This is a genomic window from Kitasatospora albolonga (genome assembly GCA_002082585.1).
Lineage (GTDB): Bacteria > Actinomycetota > Actinomycetes > Streptomycetales > Streptomycetaceae > Streptomyces > Streptomyces stephensoniae.
This window is the reverse complement of record CP020563.1, coordinates 3,955,822-3,982,263: the sequence shown is the minus strand read 5'-3', so window position 1 is coordinate 3,982,263 and position 26,442 is coordinate 3,955,822. Positions and strand designations below refer to the sequence as shown.

23 protein-coding genes, 1 tRNA gene and 2 pseudogenes are annotated in these 26,442 nt (G+C 69.4%); 17 read left to right on the top strand and 9 right to left on the bottom strand.

Annotation, left to right across the window (positions count from 1 at the left end):
* Positions 1–169: 169 nt before the first annotated feature.
* From B7C62_17305 to B7C62_17270, 8 genes are all read right to left on the bottom strand, one after another.
* The gene (locus B7C62_17305; protein ARF73824.1) at positions 170–1,243 is read right to left on the bottom strand and encodes a chromosome partitioning protein ParB; all 1,074 of its coding nucleotides are present in this window, start codon (positions 1,241–1,243) and stop codon (positions 170–172) included.
* Positions 1,240–2,316 (bottom strand): cobyrinic acid a,c-diamide synthase, encoded by a 1,077-nt coding sequence (locus B7C62_17300; GenBank protein ID ARF73823.1) that lies wholly within the window; start codon positions 2,314–2,316, stop codon positions 1,240–1,242. The genes B7C62_17305 and B7C62_17300 overlap by 4 nt, the downstream gene beginning before the upstream one ends.
* Positions 2,317–2,632: 316 nt before the next feature.
* Positions 2,633–3,349 carry a 16S rRNA methyltransferase G gene (locus B7C62_17295; GenBank protein ARF73822.1) on the bottom strand — a complete coding sequence of 239 codons (717 nt, stop codon included), beginning with the start codon at positions 3,347–3,349 and terminating at the stop codon, positions 2,633–2,635.
* 109 nt (positions 3,350–3,458) lie between these two features.
* Positions 3,459–3,968: a single-stranded DNA-binding protein gene (locus B7C62_17290; GenBank protein ARF73821.1), complete on the bottom strand. Its 510-nt coding sequence runs from the start codon at positions 3,966–3,968 to the stop codon at positions 3,459–3,461.
* Positions 3,969–3,982: 14 nt separating this feature from the next.
* Complete coding sequence (locus B7C62_17285) at positions 3,983–5,230, bottom strand: membrane protein insertase YidC (GenBank protein ID ARF73820.1); 1,248 nt, start codon at positions 5,228–5,230, stop codon at positions 3,983–3,985.
* 3 nt (positions 5,231–5,233) lie between these two features.
* Positions 5,234–5,593 (bottom strand): membrane protein insertion efficiency factor YidD, encoded by a 360-nt coding sequence (locus B7C62_17280; GenBank protein ARF73819.1) that lies wholly within the window; start codon positions 5,591–5,593, stop codon positions 5,234–5,236.
* On the bottom strand, positions 5,590–5,961 hold the full coding sequence (locus B7C62_17275) for a ribonuclease P protein component (protein ID ARF73818.1): 372 nt from the start codon (positions 5,959–5,961) through the stop codon (positions 5,590–5,592). The genes B7C62_17280 and B7C62_17275 overlap by 4 nt, the downstream gene beginning before the upstream one ends.
* Before the next feature lie 19 nt (positions 5,962–5,980).
* A complete protein-coding gene (locus B7C62_17270; protein ARF73817.1) occupies positions 5,981–6,118 on the bottom strand; it encodes a 50S ribosomal protein L34 in 138 nt (45 codons plus the stop codon).
* Between the two features lie 386 nt (positions 6,119–6,504).
* Between B7C62_17270 and dnaA the strand changes: the two genes are divergently transcribed.
* The 14 genes and pseudogenes from dnaA (at position 6,505) to B7C62_17200 (ending at position 21,933) form a co-directional block, all read left to right on the top strand.
* Positions 6,505–8,370, top strand: a complete 1,866-nt coding sequence (gene dnaA, locus B7C62_17265; GenBank protein ARF73816.1) for a chromosomal replication initiation protein DnaA — start codon at positions 6,505–6,507, stop codon at positions 8,368–8,370.
* Positions 8,371–8,551: 181 nt separating this feature from the next.
* Positions 8,552–9,016 (top strand): hypothetical protein, encoded by a 465-nt coding sequence (locus B7C62_17260; GenBank protein ARF73815.1) that lies wholly within the window; start codon positions 8,552–8,554, stop codon positions 9,014–9,016.
* Between the two features lie 269 nt (positions 9,017–9,285).
* Entirely contained in the window at positions 9,286–10,416 is a 1,131-nt protein-coding gene (locus B7C62_17255; GenBank protein ID ARF73814.1) for a DNA polymerase III subunit beta, read from the top strand.
* Positions 10,417–10,545: 129 nt separating this feature from the next.
* Positions 10,546–11,424, top strand: a complete 879-nt coding sequence (locus B7C62_17250) for a 6-phosphogluconate dehydrogenase (decarboxylating) (GenBank protein ID ARF73813.1) — start codon at positions 10,546–10,548, stop codon at positions 11,422–11,424.
* Between the two features lie 85 nt (positions 11,425–11,509).
* A complete protein-coding gene (locus B7C62_17245; protein ID ARF73812.1) occupies positions 11,510–12,640 on the top strand; it encodes a DNA replication/repair protein RecF in 1,131 nt (376 codons plus the stop codon).
* A 203-nt stretch (positions 12,641–12,843) separates the two neighbouring features.
* A complete protein-coding gene (locus B7C62_17240) occupies positions 12,844–13,347 on the top strand; it encodes a hypothetical protein (protein ID ARF73811.1) in 504 nt (167 codons plus the stop codon).
* Positions 13,348–13,757: 410 nt separating this feature from the next.
* Positions 13,758–15,827 (top strand): DNA topoisomerase (ATP-hydrolyzing) subunit B, encoded by a 2,070-nt coding sequence (locus B7C62_17235; protein ID ARF73810.1) that lies wholly within the window; start codon positions 13,758–13,760, stop codon positions 15,825–15,827.
* A 47-nt stretch (positions 15,828–15,874) separates the two neighbouring features.
* Positions 15,875–18,514, top strand: coding sequence for a DNA gyrase subunit A (locus B7C62_17230; GenBank protein ARF73809.1), 2,640 nt, complete (start codon positions 15,875–15,877; stop codon positions 18,512–18,514).
* A gap of 94 nt (positions 18,515–18,608) precedes the next feature.
* Positions 18,609–19,205, top strand: a complete 597-nt coding sequence (locus B7C62_17225; GenBank protein ID ARF73808.1) for a hypothetical protein — start codon at positions 18,609–18,611, stop codon at positions 19,203–19,205.
* 73 nt (positions 19,206–19,278) lie between these two features.
* Positions 19,279–19,355 (top strand) — tRNA-Ile (locus B7C62_17220).
* 153 nt (positions 19,356–19,508) lie between these two features.
* Positions 19,509–19,928 carry a hypothetical protein gene (locus tag B7C62_17215; protein ARF73807.1) on the top strand — a complete coding sequence of 140 codons (420 nt, stop codon included), beginning with the start codon at positions 19,509–19,511 and terminating at the stop codon, positions 19,926–19,928.
* Between the two features lie 192 nt (positions 19,929–20,120).
* Entirely contained in the window at positions 20,121–20,384 is a 264-nt protein-coding gene (locus B7C62_17210; GenBank protein ID ARF77217.1) for a hypothetical protein, read from the top strand.
* A gap of 172 nt (positions 20,385–20,556) precedes the next feature.
* A pseudogene (locus B7C62_17205) lies at positions 20,557–21,300 on the top strand (cellulose 1,4-beta-cellobiosidase).
* 366 nt (positions 21,301–21,666) lie between these two features.
* The gene (locus B7C62_17200; protein ID ARF77216.1) at positions 21,667–21,933 is read left to right on the top strand and encodes a hypothetical protein; all 267 of its coding nucleotides are present in this window, start codon (positions 21,667–21,669) and stop codon (positions 21,931–21,933) included.
* Between the two features lie 83 nt (positions 21,934–22,016).
* On the opposite strand, the gene B7C62_17195 is transcribed toward B7C62_17200, so the two are convergent.
* Positions 22,017–22,379 carry a hypothetical protein gene (locus B7C62_17195; GenBank protein ARF73806.1) on the bottom strand — a complete coding sequence of 121 codons (363 nt, stop codon included), beginning with the start codon at positions 22,377–22,379 and terminating at the stop codon, positions 22,017–22,019.
* A 237-nt stretch (positions 22,380–22,616) separates the two neighbouring features.
* Between B7C62_17195 and B7C62_17190 the strand changes: the two are divergent.
* The 3 genes and pseudogenes from B7C62_17190 to B7C62_17180 all read left to right on the top strand — a co-directional run bounded on the left by B7C62_17190 (position 22,617) and on the right by B7C62_17180 (position 26,414).
* A pseudogene (locus B7C62_17190) lies at positions 22,617–22,804 on the top strand (hypothetical protein).
* Positions 22,805–23,067: 263 nt separating this feature from the next.
* Positions 23,068–25,077 carry a hypothetical protein gene (locus B7C62_17185; GenBank protein ID ARF73805.1) on the top strand — a complete coding sequence of 670 codons (2,010 nt, stop codon included), beginning with the start codon at positions 23,068–23,070 and terminating at the stop codon, positions 25,075–25,077.
* Positions 25,074–26,414 carry a hypothetical protein gene (locus B7C62_17180; GenBank protein ARF73804.1) on the top strand — a complete coding sequence of 447 codons (1,341 nt, stop codon included), beginning with the start codon at positions 25,074–25,076 and terminating at the stop codon, positions 26,412–26,414. The genes B7C62_17185 and B7C62_17180 overlap by 4 nt, the downstream gene beginning before the upstream one ends.
* Positions 26,415–26,442 lie beyond the last annotated feature (28 nt).

Below are 26,442 nucleotides of genomic sequence, written 5' to 3'. Positions count from 1 at the left end.
CGCAAGGTCCCCGCCCTCCTCCGAGGTCGATCACCGTGGATGCGCCATCACAGATCGCATCGTATCCACCCAGAGGTGATGCAGATACCGAGAGAGGGCAAAGGGCGGGCCGCGTTCCGGTCAGCACCGGTCCACGGCCCGCCCTCATGCGGCCCTGCGCGCTACGGGCTCAGCCCTCGTCGCCCTCGTCGGGCGTCTCGGCGAGCTTGCGCTCCAGCACCTTTCCCTCGCCCGGGGCAAGGGAGCCGAGGATGCGCTCCAGATCCTCCATCGAGGCGAACTCGACGGTGATCTTGCCCTTCTTCTGGCCCAGGTCGACCTTCACCCGGGTCTCGAAGCGGTCGGAGAGCCGGGTCGCCAGATCGGTCAGCGCGGGGGAGAGCCGCCCACCGGCCCTTGGGCCCTTCGGCTTCGGGGCGCTCGTGGGACGCGAGCCCATGAGCGTCACGATCTCCTCGACCGCCCGGACCGAGAGCCCCTCCGCCACGATGCGGTGGGCCAGCCGGTCCTGCTCCTCGGAGTCGTCCACGGACAGCAGGGCCCGGGCGTGACCGGCCGAGAGGACGCCTGCCGCCACCCGGCGCTGTACCGGCGGCGAGAGCCGCAGAAGCCGGAGCGTGTTGGAGACCTGGGGCCGGGACCGCCCGATCCGGTCGGCCAGCTGGTCATGGGTGCACTTGAAGTCCTTGAGCAGCTGGTCGTACGCGGCCGCCTCCTCCAACGGGTTCAGCTGAGCCCGGTGCAGGTTCTCCAGCAGCGCGTCCAGGAGGAGCTTCTCGTCGTCCGTGGCGCGGACGATGGTCGGAATCCGCTCCAGGCCCGCTTCACGGCAGGCCCGCCAGCGGCGCTCACCCATGATGAGCTCATAGCGGTCCGTCGCCACCTTGCGCACGACGACCGGCTGGAGAAGGCCGACCTCCTTGATGGAGGTGACCAGCTCGGCCAGGGCGTCCTCGTCGAACACCTCACGGGGCTGACGGGGGTTCGGCGTGATCGACTCGAGGGGCAGCTCGGCGAAGTACGCACCGGACGTCCCCGCCTCCTGCTCCGCCCGGTCCTCCGGCGCGGACGCCGGCTCCGGCACCACCGGGGACGACGGGAGTGCGGTCACCTTCGCGGCGGCCACACCCCGCTCCGTCGTCAGGACCGGCCCTCCGCCGGGCGCCGATACCTGCTTCTCCTGCGGAGCGGCGGGGATCAGCGCACCGAGCCCACGCCCCAGACCTCTACGTCGCTCACTCACTGAATGCCCTCCGAAACGTTCTGCTGGCTGTTCTGACTGCTCGTGTGGGCGTGCTGGGCCTCGTAGTGCACACCGACGCCCCGCAGGGCGATCTCCCGGGCGGCTTCGAGGTAGGAGAGCGAGCCGCTGGACCCCGGGTCGTAGGTCAGCACGGTCTGCCCGTAGCTCGGCGCCTCGGAGATACGTACCGACCTCGGGATGCTCGTCCGCAGCACCTCCTTGCCGAAGTGGGTACGGACCTCCTCGGCCACCTGGGAGGCCAGCCTGGTCCTGCCGTCGTACATCGTCAGCAGGATCGTCGAGACGTGCAGCTCCGGGTTGAGGTGCCCCCGTACCAGGTCGACGTTCCGGAGCAGCTGCCCCAGGCCCTCCAGCGCGTAGTACTCGCACTGGATGGGGATGAGCACCTCCGCCCCGGCCACCATCGCGTTCACCGTCAGCAGGCCGAGGGAGGGCGGGCAGTCGATGAGGATGTAGTCCAGCGGCTGCTCGTACGCCTGGATGGCCCGCTGGAGCCGGCTCTCCCGCGCCACCAGCGACACGAGCTCGATCTCCGCACCGGCGAGATCGATGGTGGCGGGGGCGCAGAAGAGACCCTCGACGTCCGGTACGGGCTGGACCACCTCGGAGAGCGGGCGGCTCTCCACCAGGACGTCGTAGATCGAAGGGACATCGGCGTGGTGATCGATCCCCAGGGCTGTGGAGGCGTTGCCCTGCGGGTCGAGGTCGACCACCAGGACCCGCGCGCCGTGCAGGGCCAGCGAGGCAGCGAGGTTGACCGTCGTGGTCGTCTTACCGACTCCGCCCTTCTGGTTGGCCACCACGATGACGCGGGTCCGGTCAGGGCGCGGCAGCCCCTCACCGGCACGGCCGAGGGCCTCGACCGCCAGCTGCGCGGCACGACCGATGGGGGTGTCGTCCATCGGCGGCGGTGTTTCACGTGAAACACCGTCCCCCACGGACTCGGTTCGGGGACCGGGGACCGGATCGGTCATCGGCCCCGCGATGTTGGCGTCGGACCGCAACGATTCACTCTCCTCGACTACAGGCTCGCAATGAGCAGAGCCTGCCATGCTTTCGGGGTCGTGAACCAGCGAGGCCCGCTGTTCTGTGGATGAATCCGCGTGTGTGGACAACTCGGTAACCCGTACGGGCTTCCGGTCGCGCGGTGTGGCAGCCGCACGACCGCGGCCGATGATTCCCTGCAGCAGAGAGCGACGTTTCACGTGAAACACGATGCCTCCGCGACGCAACTGCCAGGCCACGACACTCCGCAGGGGGTACGGATGGCCGCTTTCCCGGCGTACCGCTGCTAGGCGGCAGAGATCCCCCGGAAACGGCCATGCCGACATGGCCCCGGACAGACCTCCGCCGAAGCCGTCGCGGCCCTCAGCGGCGTCGGCGCGTGCGTCCCACCCGTGCGGCCTTGGCCCTCTTTGCGGCGAACCTCACACCGCCGGGGCTCTCGCCCACCACCACGCGCACCACCGTGGAGAGCGGATCGACCACTCCCTCACCGACCTGGAGCACCTCGGTCTCCAGCACCCCGAGCTTGCTCAGAGCCGCCCTGGCGCCGTTGATCTCCTCCTCGGCGGTGTCGCCCTTCAGCGCGAGCATCTCCCCGTACGGGCGCAGCAGAGGCACCCCCCAGCCCGCGAGCCGGTCCAGCGGCGCCACGGCACGGGCGGTCACCACATGGACGGGCTGGAGCGTTCCGAGGACCTCCTCGGCCCGCCCGCGCACCACCGTCACATGGTCCAGGCCGAGCAGTTCGACGACCTCCTGGAGGAAGTTCGTCCGGCGCAGGAGCGGTTCCAGCAAAGTGATCTTGAGGTCGGGGCGTACCAGGGCCAGCGGGATACCGGGCAGGCCGGCGCCCGAGCCCACATCGCAGACCGTGACGCCTTCCGGCACCACCTCGGAGAGCACCGCGCAGTTCAGCAGGTGCCGCTCCCACAACCGCGGCACCTCGCGCGGTCCGATCAGTCCACGCTTCACCCCCGCGTCCGCGAGAAGCTCCGCGTACCGGACAGCCTCCGGGAAGAGCTCTCCGAAGACCGCCTGCGCCTCTTCAGGTGCCTGGGGGAGCTCTGCAGCGTCCGTCACGGGGACCGTCCTTCCGTACCGCACTAGCGCACTGTGGCTGGCTGACTATCAGGCTGACAAAGATCGGCCCCGCCTGTGAACAGACGGGGCCGACAGTACAAGGGTCCGGTCAGGCCGGGAGAACGACGACGAAGCGCTGCGGCTCCTCGCCCTCCGACTCGCTCCGGAGACCGGCTGCGGCGATCGCGTCGTGCACGACCTTGCGCTCGAACGGCGTCATCGGGTCCAGCTTGACCGGCTGGCCGGAGCTCTTGACCTCCTGGGCTGCCTTGGCACCCAGCTCTGCGAGGATCTCCCGCTTCTTGGCCCGGAAGCCTCCGATGTCCAGCATCAGACGGCTGCGGTCACCGGTCTCCCGGTGCACGGCCAGCCGGGTCAGCTCCTGGAGCGCCTCCAGCACCTCACCGTCGCGGCCCACGAGCTTCTGGAGCTCACGTGCCGAGTCGCTGATGATCGATACCGCGGCCCGGTCCGCCTCGACGTCCATGTCGATGTCGCCGTCGAGGTCGGCGATGTCGAGCAGGCCCTCGAGGTAGTCGGCCGCGATCTCCCCCTCCTGCTCAAGACGGGTCAGAGTGTCGCTGCCCTCGGCGGCCTTGGAGGTGGTGCCTTCCGTCACGGGTGGACTCCTTCTTACTTCTTGGACGGGTGCTTGGGCCGCTGCGGGCCCTTGCGCTGCCCGGACTTGGCTTGGCGTGAGGAGCCGGAGGCGGTCTTGCGCGCCGACGTCGGCTTGTCGTCCTGCGATGCGTCCCGCTTCTCCAGCGAGGTCTTGGCGTCGGCCTCGTCCTTGGCACCGCCGGAGGCGGGGGTGTGGCCGGCCGTCTGCCGCTTCGCCTTGGTCTGGCGCTTGGGCTGCTGGCGCTTGGGCGCCTCGGCCTCGGGAACGACCTCGCCCTTCTTGACGGTGCCGTCCTCCTGAGCCACGAGACCCATCTTGCTCAGTCCGGTGATGAACTTGCGCTCGATGTCGTTGCGGTCGGGGCCCTTGGCGACGACCGCCTTGACGGTCCTGCGCTGGGCACGACCGCGGACCTGGCCCCCGGAGTCCACCCGCTTGAGAACCCGCTGGAGGTAGGCGTCCTGCGCCTTGCTGCCCGGCGTCGGGTTCTGGTTGATCACGTACATCTGCTGACCCATGGTCCAGACGTTGGTGGTCAGCCAGTAGACCAGGACACCGACGGGGAAGTTGATACCCATCACGGCGAAGATGACCGGGAAGATGTACATCAGCATCTTCTGCTGGTTCATGTACGGGGTCTTCACCGTCAGGTCGACGTTCTTCGTCATCAGCTGGCGCTGGGTGAAGAACTGCGACGCGGACATCAGCACGATCATCAGCGCGGTGACGACGCGGACGTCGGTCAGGGAGGCGTTGAGCGAGGCGACCTTGTCGGCGCTGTCCATGAACTTGGCGGCCAGCGGGGCGCCGAAGATGTGCGCCTCACGTGCGCTGTCGAGCAGCTGCTGGTCGATCGCGCCGATCTTCTTGCCCGAGGCGATGGACGACAGCACGTGGTACAGGGCGAAGAAGAACGGGGACTGCGCCAGGATGGGAAGGCACGAGGAGAGCGGGTTGGTACCCGTCTCCTTGTACAGCTTCATCATCTCTTCGGACTGACGCTGCTTGTCGTTCTTGTAGCGCTCCTGGATCGCCTTCATCTTCGGCTGGAGCACCTGCATATTGCGGGTCGACTTGATCTGCTTCACGAAGAGCGGGATCAGGCAGATCCGGATCAGCACCACCAGGGACACGATCGACAGTCCCCAGGCCCACCCGGAGTCATCGCCGAAAAGCGCTCCGTAGACCTTGTGGAACTGGACGATGATCCACGAGACGGGCGTGGTGATAAAGCTGAACAGACTGGCAATCGTGTCCACTAATCAGGCTCCTTGAGCATTGGGCGAGGTCTCTGTGGCCGGGCTCGGGGTTTCGGAGACCGACCCCCCGGACGGCACATCAGCGGCGGGCTCCCCGCCCTTGCCGCCGCGCAGGCCGTTGCGCAGCAGCTGGTGCCACCGCGGACGCTTGCGTTGCGGGACATGGTCCACACCGCCGGGTGACCACGGATTGCACCGCAGGATGCGCCAGGCGGTCAGCGCTGTTCCCTTGATCGCACCGTGCCGGTCGATAGCCGTATATCCATAGTGGGAACACGACGGGTAGTAACGGCAGACAGGCCCGAGCAGTGGGCTGATCGTCCACTGGTACAGCTTGATGAGGGCAAGCAGCGGGTACTTCATCTCGCGCCCCCTCCCAGCAGCCGCTGAAGGGCGGCATCCAGGTCTCGGGCCAGCTGTGCATGGTCGGCGTCGCCCGCACCGGGCAGCGCTCGTACGACAACAAGGCTACCGGGGGGCAGCTGCGCCAGCCGGTCGCGGACCAGGTGGCGAAGCTTCCGCTTCACCGCGGTGCGGACGACCGCGCCGCCCACCGCTTTGCTGACAACGAAACCCGCACGCGGCGGGGGAACAGTCTCCCCCGTCACGTGCGGGTCCGTTTCACCGCTGCGTAGATGGACGACGAGCAGTGGACGACCGGCTCGGCGTCCTCGTCGTACCGCGGTCGCGAAGTCCTCGCGCCGCCTCAGCCGATTCTCGGTAGGCAGCACGTCATGGACCTGTGAGCGATCAGGCGGACAGGCTGCTGCGGCCCTTGCCGCGGCGGTTCGCGAGAATCGCACGGCCGGCACGGGTACGCATGCGCAGACGGAAGCCGTGGGTCTTGGCGCGACGGCGGTTGTTCGGCTGGAAGGTGCGCTTGCTCACTCGGGGGCTCCAGAAATGATTCGTGTCTCGGCGGGACATCGCCTGGCTGTCACCGTGCGCCCACGAGGAACTCGCGTAAACGCCTTAGTGCACCGCTTCACAATCACAGATCGTGATCTTTGCCCATCGGAGGCAGGCGGCAGCAGCCATCGACAACTCGACCTGGTCACGGTACGCGCGGCTACGCCATCCGGTCAAACCGGCTCCGCGCGACCCCCCATTGTGCACAGCCTGTGGACAACAACTTGAACCGCGCGGCCCGGCCTGACTACCGTGGCTGAACTCCGGTTCTTTTCCTTCCCGACTGCCGGGCCTCACCCATCCCGACCCATCCCGTCCCGAGAACCACACATTCGTGGGAGGGGACATGCGAGAGAGCGTGCCTTGTGGCTGACGTACCTGCCGATCTTGCCGCAGTGTGGCCGCGAGTGCTGGAGCAACTCCTCGGGGAGGGGCAGCAGGGCATCGAGCCGAAGGACAAGCAGTGGATCGAACGCTGCCAGCCGCTGGCACTCGTCGCCGACACCGCGCTCCTGGCCGTCCCCAATGAATGGGGCAAGCGCGTCCTCGAGGGGCGCCTCGCGCCGCTCATCAGCGAGACGCTCACCCGGGAGTGCGGCCGTCCCATCCGGATCGCGATCACCGTCGACGACTCCGCGGGCGAACCCCCCGCCCCGCCGATGCACCAGCCGCACCAGGGCCAGCAGGGGCACCGCTACCCGGACCGGCCGCGCGAGGACGCGCAGCACGGTGACACGTACGACGGCTACGGCCACCGGCCCTCCGACGACGGCATGCCGACGGCCCGCCCGGCCTACCCCGATTACCAGCAGCAGCGCCCCGAGCCGGGCGCCTGGCCGCGCACCCAGGACGACCTCTCCTGGCAGCAGCCGCAGCACGGGGGATACCGGGACCGCGAGCAGCCCGCCTCCGACACCTACCGCGAGACCGAGCCGTACCGCGAGCAGCCCTCGGACGCCTACCGCGAGCAGCCCGCCGAGCAGTGGCGCGAGCCGTACGGCACCGGGCGCCCGCAGCAGCCGCAGCACGACTACCGTTCGCAGCCGCCGGAGCGCCAGGGGTACGAGCAGCAGCGCGACCGGCACGATCCGCACGAGCAGCAGCACCGCCAGGGCGGACCCGGCCCCGGGCGCACCGGCGGCCCGGTCCCCGGTCCGATGGGCGCCCAGCCGGCCCCCGCGCCGGGCCCGGGCGAACCGCACGCCCGGCTGAACCCGAAGTACCTTTTCGACACCTTCGTCATCGGCGCCTCCAACCGGTTCGCGCACGCCGCGGCCGTCGCCGTCGCCGAGGCGCCCGCGAAGGCGTACAACCCCCTCTTCATCTACGGGGAGTCGGGGCTCGGCAAGACCCACCTGCTGCACGCCATCGGGCACTACGCGCGCAGCCTCTACCCGGGCACCCGGGTGCGGTACGTGAGCTCGGAGGAGTTCACCAACGAGTTCATCAACTCGATCCGCGACGGCAAGGGCGACACCTTCCGCAAGCGGTACCGCGATGTCGACATCCTGCTCGTCGACGACATCCAGTTCCTGGCGAGCAAGGAGTCGACGCAGGAGGAGTTCTTCCACACCTTCAATACGCTGCACAACGCGAACAAACAGATCGTGCTCTCCTCGGACCGGCCGCCCAAGCAGCTGGTGACGCTGGAGGACCGGCTGCGCAACCGCTTCGAGTGGGGTCTGACCACCGACGTCCAGCCGCCCGAGCTGGAGACCCGGATCGCCATCCTCCGTAAGAAAGCGGTGCAGGAGCAGCTGAACGCGCCGCCGGAGGTGCTGGAGTTCATCGCCTCGCGGATCTCGCGCAACATCCGTGAGCTGGAGGGCGCCCTGATCCGGGTGACGGCCTTCGCCTCCCTCAACCGGCAGCCGGTGGACCTCGGGCTGACCGAGATCGTGCTCAAGGACCTGATCCCGGGCGGCGAGGAGTCGGCCCCGGAGATCACTGCGCCGGCCATCATGGCGGCCACCGCGGACTACTTCGGCCTCACGGTGGAGGATCTCTGCGGCTCCTCGCGCAGCCGGGTCCTGGTGACGGCGCGCCAGATCGCCATGTATCTGTGCCGGGAGCTCACCGACCTCTCGCTGCCGAAGATCGGCGCGCAGTTCGGCGGACGCGACCATACGACGGTGATGCACGCGGACCGGAAGATCCGGGCCCTGATGGCGGAGCGCCGCTCCATCTACAACCAGGTCACCGAGCTCACCAACCGCATCAAGAACGGCTGACACCGGCCGCTCACGACGTCACAGGGCACCGCAGCGCGCTTCCGGCGCGCTCGAAGGGCGCCTCGCAACGACCTCCCGGGGTCCGCGCGAGGCGCCCTTCGGCGTTCCCGGGGCCCGCTCGGCGGTCTCCGCCGGACCGGCACTGTTCGAATACGGGCTGCTCAGAGGCGCTTCTCCACAGATGTGCGGAAAATCTTCCGTCCACAGCCTGGGGACCGCGAAGTTGTCCATATTGCGTCCACAGGGTCAGCTGCCGATACTCCATCAGGCCAGGTCACGTGGTTGGGGATTTGTGGTCAACCATGATCCACAGGCTGTGGACAGAATTTTCGTCCACAGGGGACGCTCTCGGTTGTCCACCGGCGGCCCACAGGCTGGGTACCGTTGTCCCCAGCTTTGCTCTGCTTCTCCACACCCCTGTCCACTGTTCGGCAACGCAACACCCGCTCTCACCGCCCGGAGTGAAAGGCGTCACACCAAGCTGCCTGATTGGGCTGTGGGGAACCTGGGTAAAGCTGGGGACAGGTCTGGGGAGAAGTGGCCCCCTCCTGTGCATCGGGTGTGCAGAACTTCCGCCTGTCCACAGAGAGCCCCGGTTGTCCACGGGTGCCACCCACAGGACCGGTGGACAAAAAACCGTTGCTGACCTGCGCAAACGACGTTATCCACGGTTTCCACAGGGCCTACTACTACTACCACTCAGAGTTAGCCAGGAATCCGCTTCGAAGTGGGGCCTGTGTACAACTCGAGCGGCGACCGCCTCGCAGCGTTTTGCTCGACTTGACCCCGAGCAGCAACGACTGTCGGTGCCGTGCGTCAGACTGGACCCCGGAGCCACCGGCCGTCTGCCGGGGAGCTCCGGTCCAGACGACGAAGGCCAGCAGGGCGAGCGAGCAACAGCAGGAGGCGGTTCCGGTGAAGATCCGGGTGGAGCGCGATGTACTCGCGGAGGCGGTGGCCTGGGTGGCCCGCAGCCTCCCGGCCCGTCCGCCGGCGCCCGTTCTCGCGGGCCTTCTGCTGAAGGCCGAGGACGGGGCCCTCTCCTTCTCGAGCTTCGACTACGAGGTCTCGGCCAAGGTCTCCGTGGACGCGGAGGTCGACGAGGACGGCACGGTGCTCGTCTCCGGCCGGCTGCTCGCCGACATCTGCCGCGCCCTCCCCAACCGTCCGGTGGAGATCTCCACAGACGGTGTACGGGCCACGGTGGTCTGCGGCTCCTCGCGCTTCACCCTCCACACACTGCCTGTGGAGGAGTACCCGGCGCTGCCGCAGATGCCGACCGCCACGGGCACCGTCCCCGGTGAGGTCTTCGCCTCGGCCGCCGCCCAGGTCGCCATCGCCGCGGGCCGTGACGACACGCTGCCCGTGCTGACCGGTGTGCGCATCGAGATCGAGGGCGACACCGTCACCCTCGCCTCCACCGACCGCTACCGCTTCGCGGTCCGCGAGTTCCTCTGGAAGCCGGAGGACCCGGAGGCGTCCGCAGTTGCCCTGGTGCCCGCCAAGACGCTCCTGGACACCGCCAAGGCCCTCACCAGCGGTGACACGGTCACCCTGGCGCTCTCCGGCTCCGGTGCCGGTGAGGGGCTGATCGGTTTCGAGGGCGCGGGGCGCACGACCACCACCCGGCTGCTCGAGGGCGACCTGCCGAAGTACCGCACGCTCTTCCCCACCGAGTTCAACTCGGTCGCGGTGATCGAGACGGCCCCCTTCGTCGAGGCCGTCAAGCGCGTGGCCCTGGTCGCCGAGCGCAACACCCCCGTACGGCTCAGCTTCGAGCAGGGCGTGCTCATCCTGGAAGCCGGTTCCAGCGACGACGCACAGGCTGTGGAGCGCGTCGACGCGGTGCTGGAGGGCGACGACATCTCGATCGCCTTCAACCCGACGTTCCTGCTGGACGGGCTGAGCGCGATCGACTCCCCCGTCGCCCAGCTCTCCTTCACCACGTCCACCAAGCCCGCCCTGCTCAGCGGGCGCCCGGCCGTGGACGCCGAGGCGGACGACGCGTACAAGTACCTGATCATGCCGGTGCGTCTCTCCGGCTGATCACGCTGTCACCGGTGGGCCCGTTCGGCGCGGAGCGGGCCCACCGCGCTGTCCCCGGCCCCGGCGTAGGCTCGGTCCCGGGCGAACGAACGCCCCGACGCTATCGCCACGACGCTTAAGGAATCTCTGATGGAGCTCGGTCTCGTCGGCCTCGGCAAGATGGGCGGCAACATGCGCGAGCGCATCCGCCGCGCAGGCCACACCGTCATCGGTTACGACCGCAACCCGGATGTCGCCGATGTCCACAGCCTCGAAGAGCTTGTGGGCAAGCTGAAGGGCCCGCGGGTCGTCTGGGTGATGGTCCCGGCCGGTGCGGCGACCCAGTCCACGATCGACGAGCTCGCCGAGCTGCTCTCGCCCGGCGACGTCGTCGTCGACGGCGGGAACTCGCGCTGGACCGACGACGAGAAGCACGCCGTCGAGCTGGGCATCAAGGGCATCGGCTTTGTCGACTGCGGCGTCTCCGGCGGTGTCTGGGGCCTGGAGAACGGCTACGCCCTGATGTACGGCGGCAGCGAGGAGAACGTGGCGAAGGTCCAGCCGATCTTCGACGCGCTCAAGCCCGAGGGCGACTTCGGCTCCGTCCACGCGGGCAAGGTCGGCGCCGGCCACTTCGCGAAGATGGTCCACAACGGCATCGAGTACGCCATGATGCAGGCGTACGCCGAGGGCTGGGAGCTGCTGGAGAAGGTCGACTCCGTCACCGACGTACGCGAGGTCTTCCGCTCCTGGCAGGAGGGCACGGTCATCCGTTCCTGGCTGCTCGACCTCGCGGTCAACGCCCTGGACGACGACGAGCACCTGGACAAGCTCCGGGGCTTCGCCGCCGACTCCGGCGAGGGCCGCTGGACGGTGGAGGCCGCGATCGACAACGCGGTGCCGCTGCCCGCGATCACGGCGTCGCTGTTCGCGCGGTTCGCCTCGCGCCAGGACGACTCGCCGCAGATGAAGATGATCGCCGCGCTGCGCAACCAGTTCGGCGGCCACGCGGTCGAGAACAAGAAGTAGCCCCACCGCGGGGAAGCCGGGAAAGCCGGGAAGCGCGGAACCAGCACCAACAGCGGAACGGATCGGGCCCGGGAGGTCGGCGCACATGCATGTCACCCATCTCTCCCTGGCCGACTTCCGCTCGTACGCCCGGGTCGAGGTCCCTCTCGACCCGGGCGTCACCGCGTTCGTGGGCCCCAACGGGCAGGGCAAGACCAACCTCGTCGAGGCCATCGGCTATCTCGCCACCCTCGGCAGCCACCGGGTCTCCTCGGACGCCCCCCTCGTGCGGATGGGCGCCGAGCGCGCGGTGGTCCGGGCGGCGGTGACCCAGGGCGAGCGCTCGCAGCTGGTCGAGCTGGAGCTCAATCCGGGCCGCGCCAACCGGGCCCGTATCAACAGGTCCTCGCAGGTCAGACCGCGTGACGTGCTCGGCATCGTACGGACGGTTCTCTTCGCTCCGGAGGATCTCGCCCTGGTCAAGGGCGACCCCGGGGAGCGGCGGCGGTTCCTGGACGAGCTGGTCACCGCGCGCTCGCCCCGGATGGCCGGGGTCCGCTCCGACTACGAGCGGGTGCTCAAGCAGCGCAACACCCTCCTCAAGTCCGCCGCGATGGCCCGTCGCCACGGCGGCCGCTCCATGGACCTGTCCACCCTCGACGTCTGGGACCAGCACCTGGGGCGGGTCGGCGCCGAGCTGCTCGCGCAGCGCCTGGACCTGATCGCCACGCTCCAGCCGCTGGCCGACAAGGCGTACGGGGACGTGGCGCCGGGCGGCGGCCCCGTGACGCTGGAGTACCGCAGCTCGGTGGGCGAGGACGTGTCGGCGGGCCGCACCCGCGAGGAGCTGTACGAGCAGCTGATCGCGGCGCTCGCCGGGGTCCGCAAGCAGGAGATCGAGCGCGGGGTGACGCTGGTGGGCCCGCACCGGGACGATCTGGTGCTGAGCCTGCGGTCCATGCCCGCGAAGGGGTACGCGAGCCACGGGGAGTCCTGGAGCTACGCGCTGGCGCTGCGGCTGGCCAGTTACGAGCTGCTGCGCGCCGAGGGCAACGAGCCGGTGCTGATCCTGGACGACGTCTTCGCCGAGCTGGACGCCCGCCGCCGAGAGCGGCTGGCCGAGCTGGTGGCCCCGGGCGAGCAGGTGCTCGTGACGGCGGCGGTGGCGGAGGACGTGCCGGGCGCGCTGGCGGGCGCGCGGTACGCGGTGTCGGCGGGCGAGGTGGAGCGGGTATGACCGGCCGGGGCGAGGGGCCTTCCGGCGGTACGGGGCCGACGGCCCGCGGTGACGGGCCTTCCCGCGGTACGGGCCCGACGGCCCGGGGCGACGGGGCCTCCGGTGGTACGGGGCCTGCGGCCCACCGTGACGGGGGCTCCGGTGGTGCGTCGGGTGCGTCCGGGGCTCCGGTGGCCGGGGGCGGGAGTCCGAAGCCGCCCGAGGTGTCCGGGGTCGATCTCGCCCGGGTCGCGCTGCGGGCCGCGAAGGAGCAGGCCCGGGCGCGGGGCGCGGCGGCCCAGCAGAAGAAGCAGGCCAGGCGGGGCGGCGGGCTGCGCTCCGGGGCCCGTTCGGACGGCCGTGATCCGCAGCCGCTGGGCTCCGCGATCAACCGGCTGATCACCGAGCGCGGCTGGGAGACCCCGGCGGCGGTCGGCGGGGTGATGGGGCGGTGGCCGCAGATCGTGGGCGACGATCTGGCCAACCACTGCGTACCGCTGCGCTACGACGACGATCCGGCCGCGCGGGTGCTCACTGTGAGCTGCGACTCCACGGCCTGGGCGACCCAGCTGCGGCTGCTGGCCCCGCAGCTGGTGGCCCGGCTCAACGCGGATCTGGGGCAGGGCACCGTACGGATGATCAAGGTCGTCGGTCCGGGGGGCCCGGAGCGCCGGTTCGGGCCGCTGCGGGCGCCCGGGAGCAAGGGGCCCGGGGACACCTACGGGTGAGGGGCCCGCTGTTGATCGTAAGGGCTGCTCTCAGGCTCTGAGCTGCGCTTTTGGCCGAAACTTGTCGTGTTCCTGATATTCGCGGGAGGGGCGCCGGGGCATCCCCGGCGCCCGGTTCGGCCGTGTTCGTACCAGCGGAAACCGGACGGTACGTCCGGAGCGTCCCTCACCGTAGCGGGAGGTTGACAGGCCGAAGCGCTCAATGCCCGTCAGGGCCTCTTGGGGCCCCTCCCTGAATATGGGGAGTCGTCAACCGCCGATTCAGGGCGGCACATGCGTACTCAGGTACCGGCAAACCCCCATTCATGTCAGTGCTACCGGTAGACTGGTGAGTAATCCCGCCGCTGAGGCGGGAGTCGTCGATACAAGCCGAACGACGCAGCCGCTCCCGCCTGTCCGGAAGACGGCCTGTGCTGTGCCAGAAAGGGCGCTTCGTGGCCGATTCCGGCAACCCCAACGAGAACATCCCGTCCACAGCCGGTGAGCACGGCGAGGTCACCGCCTCGTACGACGCCAGCGCGATCACCGTGCTGGAAGGGCTGGACGCGGTCCGCAAGCGACCCGGTATGTACATCGGCTCGACCGGTGAGCGCGGCCTGCACCACCTCGTGCAGGAGGTCGTCGACAACTCGGTCGACGAGGCCATGGCAGGCCACGCGGACACGATCGACGTCACGATCCTCCCCGACGGCGGCGTGCGTGTGATCGACAACGGCCGGGGCATCCCGGTCGACATCGTGCCGTCCGAGGGCAAGCCGGCCGTCGAGGTCGTGCTCACCGTGCTGCACGCGGGCGGCAAGTTCGGAGGCGGCGGTTACGCGGTCTCCGGTGGTCTGCACGGCGTCGGCGTCTCCGTCGTCAACGCCCTCTCCACCCGGGTCGCGGTGGAGGTCAAGCGCGACGGACACCGCTGGACCCAGGACTACAAGCTCGGCGTCCCCACCGCCCCGCTGGCCAAGCAGGAGGCCACGGACGAGACCGGTACGACGGTCACCTTCTGGGCCGACGGGGACATCTTCGAGACCACCGAGTACAGCTTCGAGACCCTCTCGCGCCGCTTCCAGGAGATGGCGTTCCTCAACAAGGGGCTCACCCTCAAGCTGACCGACGAGCGCGAGTCGGCGAAGGCCACGGCGGGCGCCGACAGCGCCGAGGCGACCGAGGTCCCCGAGGAGGAGGCGACGCGGTCCGTCACGTACCACTACGAGAACGGCATCGTCGACTTCGTCAAGTACCTCAACTCCCGCAAGGGCGATGTCATCCACCAGTCGGTGATCGACATCGAGGCCGAGGACAAGGACCGGCTCCTCTCGGTCGAGATCGCCATGCAGTGGAACACGCAGTACACGGAGGGGGTCTACTCCTTCGCCAACGCGATCCACACGCATGAGGGCGGTACGCACGAGGAAGGTTTCCGTGCCGCGCTGACCTCCCTGGTCAACCGGTACGCGCGCGACAAGAAGCTGCTGCGCGACAAGGACGACAACCTCACCGGTGAGGACGTCCGCGAGGGTCTCACCGCGATCATCTCGGTCAAGCTGGGCGAGCCGCAGTTCGAGGGCCAGACCAAGACCAAGCTGGGCAACACGGAGGCCAAGACCTTCGTGCAGAAGGTCGTCCACGAGCAGCTGACGGACTGGTTCGACCGCAACCCCAACGAGGCCGCCGACATCATCCGCAAGGGCATCGCCGCCTCGACCGCCCGCGTGGCGGCCCGCAAGGCGCGTGACCTGACGCGGCGCAAGGGGCTGCTGGAGAGCGCCTCGCTGCCGGGCAAGCTGAGCGACTGCCAGTCCAACGACCCAACCAAGTGCGAGATCTTCATCGTCGAGGGTGACTCCGCCGGTGGTTCGGCGAAGTCCGGCCGCAACCCGATGTACCAGGCGATCCTGCCCATCCGCGGCAAGATCCTGAACGTCGAGAAGGCCCGGGTCGACAAGATCCTCCAGAACACCGAGGTCCAGGCGCTGATCTCGGCCTTCGGCACCGGGGTCCACGAGGACTTCGACATCGAGAAGCTCCGCTATCACAAGATCATTCTGATGGCGGACGCCGACGTCGACGGCCAGCACATCAACACCCTGCTGCTGACGTTCCTCTTCCGCTTCATGCGGCCGCTGGTGGAGGCCGGGCACGTCTATCTCTCGCGCCCGCCGCTGTACAAGATCAAGTGGGGCCGGGACGACTTCGAGTACGCGTACTCGGACCGGGAGCGCGACGCGCTCGTGGCGCTCGGCAAGCAGAACGGCAAGCGGATCAAGGAAGACTCGATCCAGCGCTTCAAGGGCCTCGGCGAGATGAACGCCGAGGAGCTGCGCGTCACCACCATGGACGTCGACCACCGGGTCCTCGGCCAGGTCACGCTGGACGACGCGGCGCAGGCCGACGACCTGTTCTCGGTGCTCATGGGTGAGGACGTCGAGGCACGGCGCTCGTTCATCCAGCGCAACGCCAAGGACGTCCGCTTCCTCGACATCTGAGTCGGCCGTACCAGCGACGCCGCAGCTCGAAAGGACTTTGACCAGCAATGGCCGACGAGAACACCCCTGTGACACCTGAACCCGCGACGCCCGAGGAAGTCATCGTTCCCGGTGTGGGCATGCGTGTCGAGCCCGTCGGGCTCGAGACGGAGATGCAGCGCTCCTACCTCGACTACGCGATGTCCGTCATCGTCTCGCGTGCGCTGCCCGACGTACGGGACGGCCTCAAGCCCGTCCACCGCCGGGTGCTGTACGCGATGTACGACGGCGGCTACCGCCCCGAGAAGGGGTTCTACAAGTGCGCCCGCGTCGTCGGTGACGTCATGGGTACGTACCACCCGCACGGCGACTCCTCCATCTACGACGCCCTGGTGCGTCTGGCACAGCCGTGGTCGCTGCGGATGCCGCTGGTGGACTCCAACGGCAACTTCGGTTCCCCGGGCAACGACCCGGCCGCCGCCATGCGGTACACCGAGTGCAAGATGATGCCGCTGTCCATGGAGATGGTCCGGGACATCGACGAGGAGACCGTCGACTTCCAGGACAACTACGACGGCCGCAACCAGGAGCCGACGGTCCTGCCGGCGCGCTTCCCGAACCTGCTGGTCAACGGCTCCGCCGGGATCGCGGTCGGTATGGCGACCAACATCCCGCCGCACAACCTGCGCGAGGTCGCCGCCGGAGCCCAGTGGTACCTGGAGCACCCCGAGGCGTCCCACGAGGAGCTGCTGGACGCGCTGATCGAGCGCATCAAGGGCCCCGACTTCCCGACCGGCGCGCTGGTCGTGGGCCGCAAGGGCATCGAGGAGGCGTACCGCACCGGGCGCGGCTCCATCACGATGCGCGCGGTCGTCGCGGTCGAGGAGATCCAGGGCCGCCAGTGCCTGGTCGTCACCGAGCTGCCGTTCCAGACCAACCCCGACAACCTCGCGCAGAAGATCGCCGACCTGGTCAAGGACGGCAAGGTCGGCGGGATCGCGGACGTCCGCGACGAGACCTCCTCGCGTACGGGCCAGCGCCTGGTCGTCGTCCTCAAGCGGGACGCGGTCGCCAAGGTCGTCCTGAACAACCTGTACAAGCACACCGACCTCCAGACGAACTTCGGCGCCAACATGCTGGCGCTCGTCGACGGGGTGCCGCGCACGCTCTCGATCGACGCGTTCATCCGCCACTGGGTGACGCACCAGATCGAGGTCATCGTCCGGCGTACGAAGTTCCGGCTGCGCAAGGCCGAGGAGCGGGCGCACATCCTGCGCGGCCTTCTGAAGGCCCTGGACGCCATCGACGAGGTCATCGCCCTCATCCGGCGCTCCAACACCGTGGAGATCGCGCGGGAGGGCCTGATGGGCCTCCTGGAGATCGACGAGCTCCAGGCGAACGCGATCCTGGAGATGCAGCTGCGCCGGCTGGCCGCGCTGGAGCACCAGAAGATCACCGCCGAGCACGACGAGCTCCAGGCGAAGATCAACGAGTACAACGAGATCCTGGCCTCGCCCGCCAAGCAGCGCGCGATCGTCAGCGAGGAGCTGGCGGCGATCGTCGAGAAGTTCGGCGACGACCGGCGCTCCAAGCTGGTGCCCTTCGACGGTGACATGTCCATCGAGGACCTGATCGCCGAGGAGGACATCGTCGTCACGATCTCCCGCAGCGGCTATGTGAAGCGCACGAAGACCGACGACTACCGCTCGCAGAAGCGCGGCGGCAAGGGCGTGCGCGGGACGAAGCTCAAGGAAGACGACATCGTCGACCACTTCTTCGTGTCGACGACGCACCACTGGCTGCTGTTCTTCACGAACAAGGGCCGCGTCTACCGGGCGAAGGCGTACGAGCTCCCGGACGCAGGCCGGGATGCGCGCGGCCAGCACGTCGCCAACCTGCTGGCCTTCCAGCCGGACGAGAAGATCGCCCAGATCCTCGCGATCCGCGACTACGAGGCCGTGCCGTACCTGATCCTGGCGACGAAGGGCGGTCTCGTGAAGAAGACCGCGCTCAAGGACTACGATTCGCCGCGTTCGGGCGGTGTCATCGCGATCAACCTGCGCGAGATGCCGGACGGCGGCGACGACGAGCTGATCGGTGCGGAGCTGGTGTCGGCGGAGGACGATCTGCTGCTCATCAGCAAGAAGGCGCAGTCGATCAGGTTCACCGCGACGGACGACGCGCTGCGCCCGATGGGCCGCGCCACCTCGGGCGTCAAGGGCATGAGTTTCCGTGAGGGAGACGAACTGCTCTCGATGAATGTCGTCCGGCCCGGTACGTTCGTGTTCACCGCTACCGACGGCGGGTACGCCAAGCGCACCCCCGTCGACGAGTACCGCGTCCAGGGCCGCGGCGGCCTCGGCATCAAGGCTGCCAAGATCGTCGAGGACCGGGGCTCGCTCGTCGGTGCGCTGGTGGTCGAGGAGACGGACGAGATCCTCGCCATCACACTGGGCGGCGGTGTGATTCGTACGCGAGTCAATGAAGTCAGGGAGACGGGCCGTGACACCATGGGCGTCCAACTGATCAATCTGGGCAAGCGGGATGCCGTCGTCGGCATCGCGCGCAACGCCGAGGCCGGGCGTGAGGCGGAAGAGGTCGACGGGACCGATGACGCCGAGGGCGAGACGGCCGAGGCCCACGCCACGGGCGTGGTAGAGGGCACTGTCGAGGGCACGGAGCCCTCGACCGGGGAGCACGAGGAGTAAGAGCGTGAGTGGAGCCACGGGCGCCGGTTCGGCCGCTTCCGGAGCAGGAGCGAACGGTGCCCGTGGCCCTGCCACGGACTCCCAAGGGGGCACTGTGACGGACACACGAGGGCCTCAGCCCCAGTACGAGGGTTACGCGACCGGGCCGCTGCCCGGCGAGCGTGAGCCCGCACCGGGGCCGTCGGGCCCGTACCACCCGCCCCAGGCGTACCAGACGCCCGGTGGCGGCACCCAGGGCGGCCAGCGCCCCGGGGACGGCGGGACGCTGGGCGGCGCCCAGGCGACGCGCAAGCCGCGCACGGGGGCGCGGACCACTCCGCGGACCCGCAAGGCCCGTCTGCGGGTGGCCAAGGCCGACCCGTGGTCGGTGATGAAGGTCAGCTTCCTGCTCTCCATCGCGCTGGGCATCTGCACGGTGGTGGCGGCGGCGATCCTGTGGATGGTGATGGACGCGATGGGCGTCTTCTCCACCGTGGGCGGCACGATCAGCGAGGCCACCGGCTCGAACGAGAGCAACGGCTTCGACCTCCAGTCGTTCCTGTCGCTGCCGCGCGTGCTCATCTTCACCTCGGTCATCGCCGTGATCGACGTGGTGCTGGCCACCGCGCTGGCGACGCTGGGCGCCTTCATCTACAACCTGTCGGCGGGCTTCGTGGGCGGCGTCGAGCTCACGCTGGCCGAGGACGAGTAGCGCGCCGGGTATCGATTTTGGGACTGGCCCCGACGTGCGCTAATCTTCAGAAGTCAGCGCAGCACAGCGCGGCGGGGCTATAGCTCAGTTGGTTAGAGCGCATCCCTGATAAGGATGAGGCCACAGGTTCAAATCCTGTTAGCCCCACCAGCACGAAGGCCCCTCACCGGGAACGGTGGGGGGCCTTTGGCATCCCCGGCTGACATCAGCCGATCAGCGGATCTTCCAGAAGGTCCGCGAGCATCGTCACGGCCTCCCGCTCCGCCCCTGGTGACCGCGTGGAACGCTGCGGACAATGACGGCATGACGTTGACGATCTGGGTCGATGACTGGCAGATGCAGTGCTGCGGGGAGAGCTTCACGCCGGGGGATGTCGTCTCGTGGCACTTGCTGGAGATCGACCCCGAGGATTACGCCGACCTTGTCGGCAGCGACCGCGCCGCAGATATCGACTTCTGCGAGGAGCATCATGGCGGGGAAGGTGATCATGCTCCTACCCGGTTGCGGGTGCTGACCATCACAGAGGTGCACTGCCAGTACGAAGTCCCTTCCGGTAACTCGAACGTACGGCACCCGGTACCAGGCACGACGGAAGTGGTGCCGGTACAAGAAGCTGACGGATGGGCAGTGACTCGCCCGCATGTCGAGTTCGCCGGCTACCTCGTGACGGCCGAGCGGACTGAACCGTCGAAGGAGCCCAGGTCGTCTGACATCAGCGGCTGACACCGGCACGGCTGTACGTTGCCGATCAACGCCGAACCCCAGGGCAGCAGGACCAGGGTCCAGCGGACGCTCATCCTGGTCGAGAGGGTGCCTCGACCGACCTGACAAGGATGGAGGGCACGGATGGAGCGGCAGTGGCCGGAGGGGCCGAGCGCAGATCCTGATGCGGCGAGAGAGCGCTACCGAGCGGACATGGCCGCATCGCGAGCCGCGATAAGGGAGCTGTTCCGGAGGGAGCGCTCCGATGCTCATACGGGCCTGGGGCTCGTGGTGGTGGCGAGTGTGCTGGTGGCTGTGGTCTGGGTTCCGCAGGCAGGGGCGGTCCTCGCCGGGGGTTTCGCGGCGCTGTTCGTCGTGGCCCTGGTGGTGGCCCTGTTCCTGGGCAGGCGGCGAGGGGGTGCGGTGCGCGCCGCGTACAGGTTCACGTTCGGCTTGGGAGGCTGGGTGTCCTTCTAGAGGCCACGGCCGGGCCGGTGAGCCGGTCCTGTTCGGTGGGCGTGCAACCTTTCTTTCGGCTCGTGAGTCTTCACGCTGTACTTCACCTCTTGGCACAGCGTGAAAGGTCCCCGTGCACCCGAAGAGTCTCGTCGCCACCCGGGTCGGTGGTGTCGGTGTCATATCCGCCGTCATTCTCGGCAGCCTGCTGGTCCCGGTTCCGGAGGCACACGCCGCCGCCCCCGGGTGTTCGGCCAACGTCTACAAGCGGGCGTTCTACAAGAACACGTCCTTCAAGGGCAAGCCGGTGAAGACCGACTGCGACAGTGCCATCAGCCAGAGCTGGTCGGGCCGGCCGGTCGCGGGGGTGCCGAAGGACAAGTTCGGTGTCCGCTGGTCGGTGACCCGTGACTTCGGTTCCGGTGGGCCCTTCACGTTCTCCGTCGCGGCGACCGACGGCGTCCGCGTCTACCTGGACGGCGTCCGCAAGATCGACCTGTGGAAGAACACCGGTAACACCGCTCGTAAGAAGAGCGTCAACGTCACCATCCCCTCCGGCAAGCACACCCTCCGCGTCGACTACGTGAACTGGTCCGGTGCCGCGAAGGTGAAGTACACGTACAAGCCGCGCACTTCGGCGAAGTACGACAAGCGGAAGCCGCTCGCCCCGGTCGGTGTGAAGACCGCGTACAACGTCAAGAACCGCAAGACGACCGTCTCCTGGTCCGCCAACAAGGAGATGGACCTGCGGAACTACACCCTCTACCGGAGGCCCGTCAGCTCCGGCGGCTGGACGAAGGTCGCCACGACCACCGCCCGCAGCTACACCGACCCCCTGGTGAACCCGGACGACCGCACGCCGTACTACTACGAGGTCCGCGCCGCGGACAAGGCGGGCAACATATCGAAGGGCAGCGCGGACGCCATCGTCCGTCCCCTGCCCGTTGTCTCCTCCCTGACCGGCTCCTTCGACAGGAAGACCAACAAGGTCACCCTGAAGTGGCCGCTCAACAAGGAGCCGCACTTCGACCACTACACGGTCCTCAGCAACGACAAGGTCAACGGCTCCTACGTCTGGGTCCCGCTCGGCACCACCAAGGGCAGCACCTGGACCACCGCCCCCATCACCCCGGACGGGGAGACCCGGCACTACCGCGTCCTCGTCACCAACGACGGCGGCACCACCACCCACAGCTGGCACGGTCTCGACGGCAGGGCCGACAACGAGTTCTGGCTCGACGTGCCCGACGGCATCGCCCCCGCGTACGCCCCCGAGGTGACCCTGAGGTCCTGCGCGACCGGTATCCAGGCGACCGCCACCGACTACACCCCCGGCTCGCTCCGCGACTTCAACGGCTTCGCGGTCGAGCGCCGTGAGGCGGGCACCGGCGCCTGGTCGGTCATCCTGCGCCAGGGATACGACCCCCGCCCCCTGTACGCGACGGCCACGGTCTGCGACGCGCTGCCCGCCGACGGGCGCACCTACGAGTACCGGGCCCGTACGTACGACACCGCCGGGAACTACTCCCCGTACAGCGATGTGGCCTCCATGACCCTGCCGGTGCGCTGACCGGCAGGACAGGGCATACGGAAAAGGCCCCCGGCCGGTGTGAACCGGCCGGGGGCCTTCTGCGTGCGGTGGTGGTGCCGGGATCAGGGAGGTGGCACCGGGGAGTCGCCTTCAGGGGCGGTGTGGTGCGAGGAGCCGGTGGTCCGGGCGGCGGCCGTCGGGTCGGCCGGCAGGTGGCGGGTGGCCGGGGAGGAACCGTGGGCCTCGGCCCGGATGCGCTGCTTCATCGTGGGCGGCAGGGCCCGGTCACGCGGAAGGGTCCATCGGACCGAGGGAGCGAGCGGGGTTGCCGTGGTGGCCGCCGTGTGCTCCTGGGTCGTGGCGCTCGGCTGCGTCGCGGCGTTCGCGGCGCTCGTCGTGGCGGTGGCGAGGCCCAGCGACGCCAGCAGGGCGAAGAAGGCGGTGATGAAGGCGGTCCAGATGCTCTTGGGCTTGAAGGTGCTCATGGCCCCTCGCTTTCGGGTGGTCCGGTGGCTGACTTCTCCGATCATGTGGACCCGGGGCCCGTTTCCGGGGAGCGACGCCCGCACTGCGCCGATCTTCGGATTAACACCACTCGTATGGTGCAACCGGAGCTGACGGAGCGTCCGGAGCGGGTTACGGGGGTCGGAGCGGACCTCGCCGAGGTGCCCCGGTAGGCCGCTTTCGGGTTCCAGGCAGGTCACCGATCGGTATCGGCCGGTGTGTATAGTCGGCGACAGAAGGCCCCTATTCCAAGGAAAGACGAGGTCGCGCGGTGAAGAAGCTTCTCCTGATCGCACTGGCTGCCATCGGCGGGCTCCTCGTGTACCGCCAGATCCAGGCGGATCGCGCCGAGCAGGACCTGTGGACGGAGGCGACCGACTCGGTGCCCGCTGGTTCGGGTGTGTGAGACGGCACAGTCTGTTACGGGCCCCGGTCGCTGAGCGGCCGGGGCTTCGTGCTGTCCGGGGGCTGTCAGGGCTCCGGGGCTGTGGGGGCAGGGGCTGCCGGAGTGCGTCCTGCCGGGGTCGGGGGCAGCCCTGAGCGCGGTCTGCTGCCGTAGGCGTTCGCTGTTGCGGGACCGTGACGCAAGCGACCTTGAGTTCACCCGAGCAAATCAATAGCTTGCTTAAGCAAAGCTGCTGGGGTTCACGGTCGAGGGGGCAACGGGGGATGGCACACAACCACCACCGCATCGCGACAGCGGGGGCATGGATCGGCGCGGTGGTCGTCGCCCTGGTGGCGGGCGCGCTGCCCGCCGCGGCGGCGCCCGTCGAGCGGGGCGAGGCCCCGGGCAGCCTGGTCATGGTGCTCGACTCGTCCGGCTCGATGGCCGACGACGACGGGGCGGGCCGGACCCGTATGGAGAGCGCCCGCGGTGCCGTCGGCGCCGTGGTCGACGCGCTGCCCGACGGCTACCCCACCGGCCTGCGGGTCTACGGCGCCGACCGGACGAGCGGCTGCGCCGACACCCGCCTCGTCCGGCCCGTCGAGGCGCTCGACCGGGACGCCGTGAAGCGGGCCGTGGCCGGGGTCCGGCCCAAGGGGGACACCCCCATCGGCCTCTCCCTCCGGGAGGCCGCCGCCGATCTGCCCGGGCCGGAGGGCGGTGCGACCGGTACGCGGACGGTCCTGCTGATCTCGGACGGTGAGGACAACTGCGGTACGCCGCAGCCCTGTCGGGTCGCCGGACAGCTCACGGAGGCCGACGCCGGGCTCCGTATCGACACGGTCGGCTTCCAGGTGGAGGGCGCGGCCCGCGAGCAGCTCCAGTGCATCGCCCGGGCGGGCAACGGCCGTTACTACGACGCCCCGGACGCCGCCGCCCTGGCCCGTCAGCTCCAGCGGGCAGCCCAACTCTCCGCCCACGGCTACCGGTTCGAAGGGAAGCCGGTGAGCGGTGCGGCGAGCGCGGACGGGGCGCCCGCCCTGCTCCCCGGTCAGTACCTGGACACCATCGGCCCCGGCGAGTCCCGTTACTACGCGGTCGGCCTCGAATCCGTCTCCACCGTGAACTTCGCCGCCACGGCGGTCCCGCAGCCCGGCGCGGCCATCGGCGTCTCCGACGGCCTGCGGACCGCGATCGTCTCCGCCGACGGGGCGAACTGCGACACGAGCACCGAGCGTTTCCACCAGCGGGAGGGTGCCACCCCGCTCACCTCGGCCGTCTCCCGCATCCCCTCAGAACAGGGCACGCGGGTCTGCGACCGGGCGGGGAGCTACCGGCTGGTGGTGGAGCGGGAGAGCAGCGGGAAGGGGCTGGACGGATCGGATGGATCGGACGGATCGGACGGGGCGCGTTGGCCGGTGGAGCTGGTGTACGGGGTCGAGGCACCGCTCGCCGCAGGCGTCACCCCCGCCCAGTCGGCGCCGGAGTACGGCGCGGGCGGCAAGCAGGCGCGGCTCCCCGCCGGTAGCCCGAAGGCCGTCCGGGGCGGCACCGGGTTCAACGACGCGGCCCTGATCGGCCCGGGCGTGTGGAAGGACACCGTGCTGCCCGCGCAGACGCTCTGGTACAGGGTCCCGGCTGGCTGGGGCCAGCAGGTGCGCTACGACGTCGAGTTCGCCAACGAGCCCACGCTGAAGCGGGCCACGGGCACGTACTCCTACGGTTCCACGCACCTGTTCACCCCCGCCCGCTTCCCGGTCGGCCGCGGGGGCGGCGAGTTCACGCCGAGCACCCCGTACAGCGGGCGCCCCGCCGCGATCAGGATGGGCTCGGTGCCCGTCGCGTGGACCAACCGGTACGAGACCCGCCCGGCCGTGCGCCCCGTGCACGCGGGGGGCGACTTCTACCTCGCGGTGACGCTGGGCGCGCGGGCCGCCGAGATCGCCGAGAACCCGCGGATCGGGGTGGTGCTCCGGGTCGCCGTCCTCGGCGACGAGCTGGCCGGACCGCAGCACGGTGCTCCCGTACGGGCGGCCGAAGCGGACGGCGGTACGGAAGCGGACGGCGGTACGGAAGCGGACGGCGGTACGGAAGCCGACAGGGGCGGGGGCGGGAACGTGGACAAGGCGGGCAATCCGGCTGCGGCCGGAGACAGCAGTGGTGCGGGCGGGGCAGGATGGACCGGCATTGCGGCCGCTGCCGGAGCGGGCGCCCTGGTGATCACGGCCGGGGGGCTCCTCTTCGTACGCAGCCGTCGCGGGGCGGCCATGCGGACGACGAGGGGAAGCGCGTGAAGAGGCAGCGCAGCAGGGGGCGGGTGGCACCGGCGGTGGTCGCCGCGATGTGCGCGGTGGCGGCGCTGCCGGGGCAGGCGCACGCGGCCGGCCCACCGGCGTACGCCTTCGACCCCGACGCCAGGAACGTGCAGGGTGCGGAGACGAACGCCGCCGCCTCCGTCCTGGAGGCGGGGAAGGTGTACCGCAGCTCGATCGGGCCGGACGGGAAGCTCTACTACCGCGTGGAGCTCGACAATGTGACCAACGCCTATGTCTCGGCGGTCGCGGTGCCCAAGAGCGACGGTTCGGTGGCGTACCGGGACGGGATCACCGTCAGCATCCGGGACCTCAACGACTCCCAGTGCAGCTCGAACCGGACGAACTTCGGCTCGGGCGAGGCGCCCCGGCCGATCACCGCGTACGCCCACCGGACCATCGGCAAGGGGTCGAGCACCACCTGCCAGGAGACCGGGAGGTACGACGTCCTGGTCGAGCGGGAGAGCAAGGCCACCTCCAGCCCCGAGGCATGGGACCTGGAGCTGCGCTTCGTGCAGGAGCCGCAGCTGAAGGGCGGGGGGCCGACGGAGACCACCGCGCCGAAGGACTGGCCCTCCAGCACGCCCGCCCCGCCGGACGCCGAGCCGCAGAAGCGGACGGGCGGCACCAGCTACTACGACGCCACCAGCCTGCGGACCGGCGAGTGGGTCGACGAGATCGCCCCGGGCCAGACCCGCTTCTACCGGGTGCCGGTCGACTGGGGGCAGCAGATCTACGCCTCCACCGTGCTCAGCAACAGCACGAGCGGCGCGACCGACTTCATCGGCAACGCGCTCACCCTGTCCCTGGACAACCCGGCCCAGGGGCACATCGCCGACACGTCCCTCTCGTACTCCGGCAAGTCCGCGACCACCTCGCTGCGGCCGCTGCCCCCGGTGGCGTACCGCAACCGGTACGACTTCAGCCCGCAGGTCAGCTCCCTGCGCTTCGCGGGCTGGTACTACCTCTCGGTGACGCTCAGCCCGAAGGTCGCCGAGAGCTACGGCAAGGACCCGATCGCGCTGACGACGACGGTCCAGGTGCGGAACGAGCCGGGTCCGTCCCCGTACGAGGGCGACCCCGGGATCTTCGCGGTGACCGACAAGGACAAGGAGCTGGCGGAGAGCGGCCACAGCGCTCCGAAGGCCGCCGAGAGCGCGACGATGCAGGTCGTCGCGGCGGGGGCGCTCGGGGCGGGCACCGTGCTCGTCCTCGGCCTCGGCGCCTGGACCCTCCTGGCCCGCCGCCGCGCGGCCGCCACGACCGGGCAGCACCAGCAGCCGCCGTACGGGGGGCCGCCGCAGCAGCAGGGCTGGTAGGTCCCGCCGCCCTGCCGCCCCGGGCCGG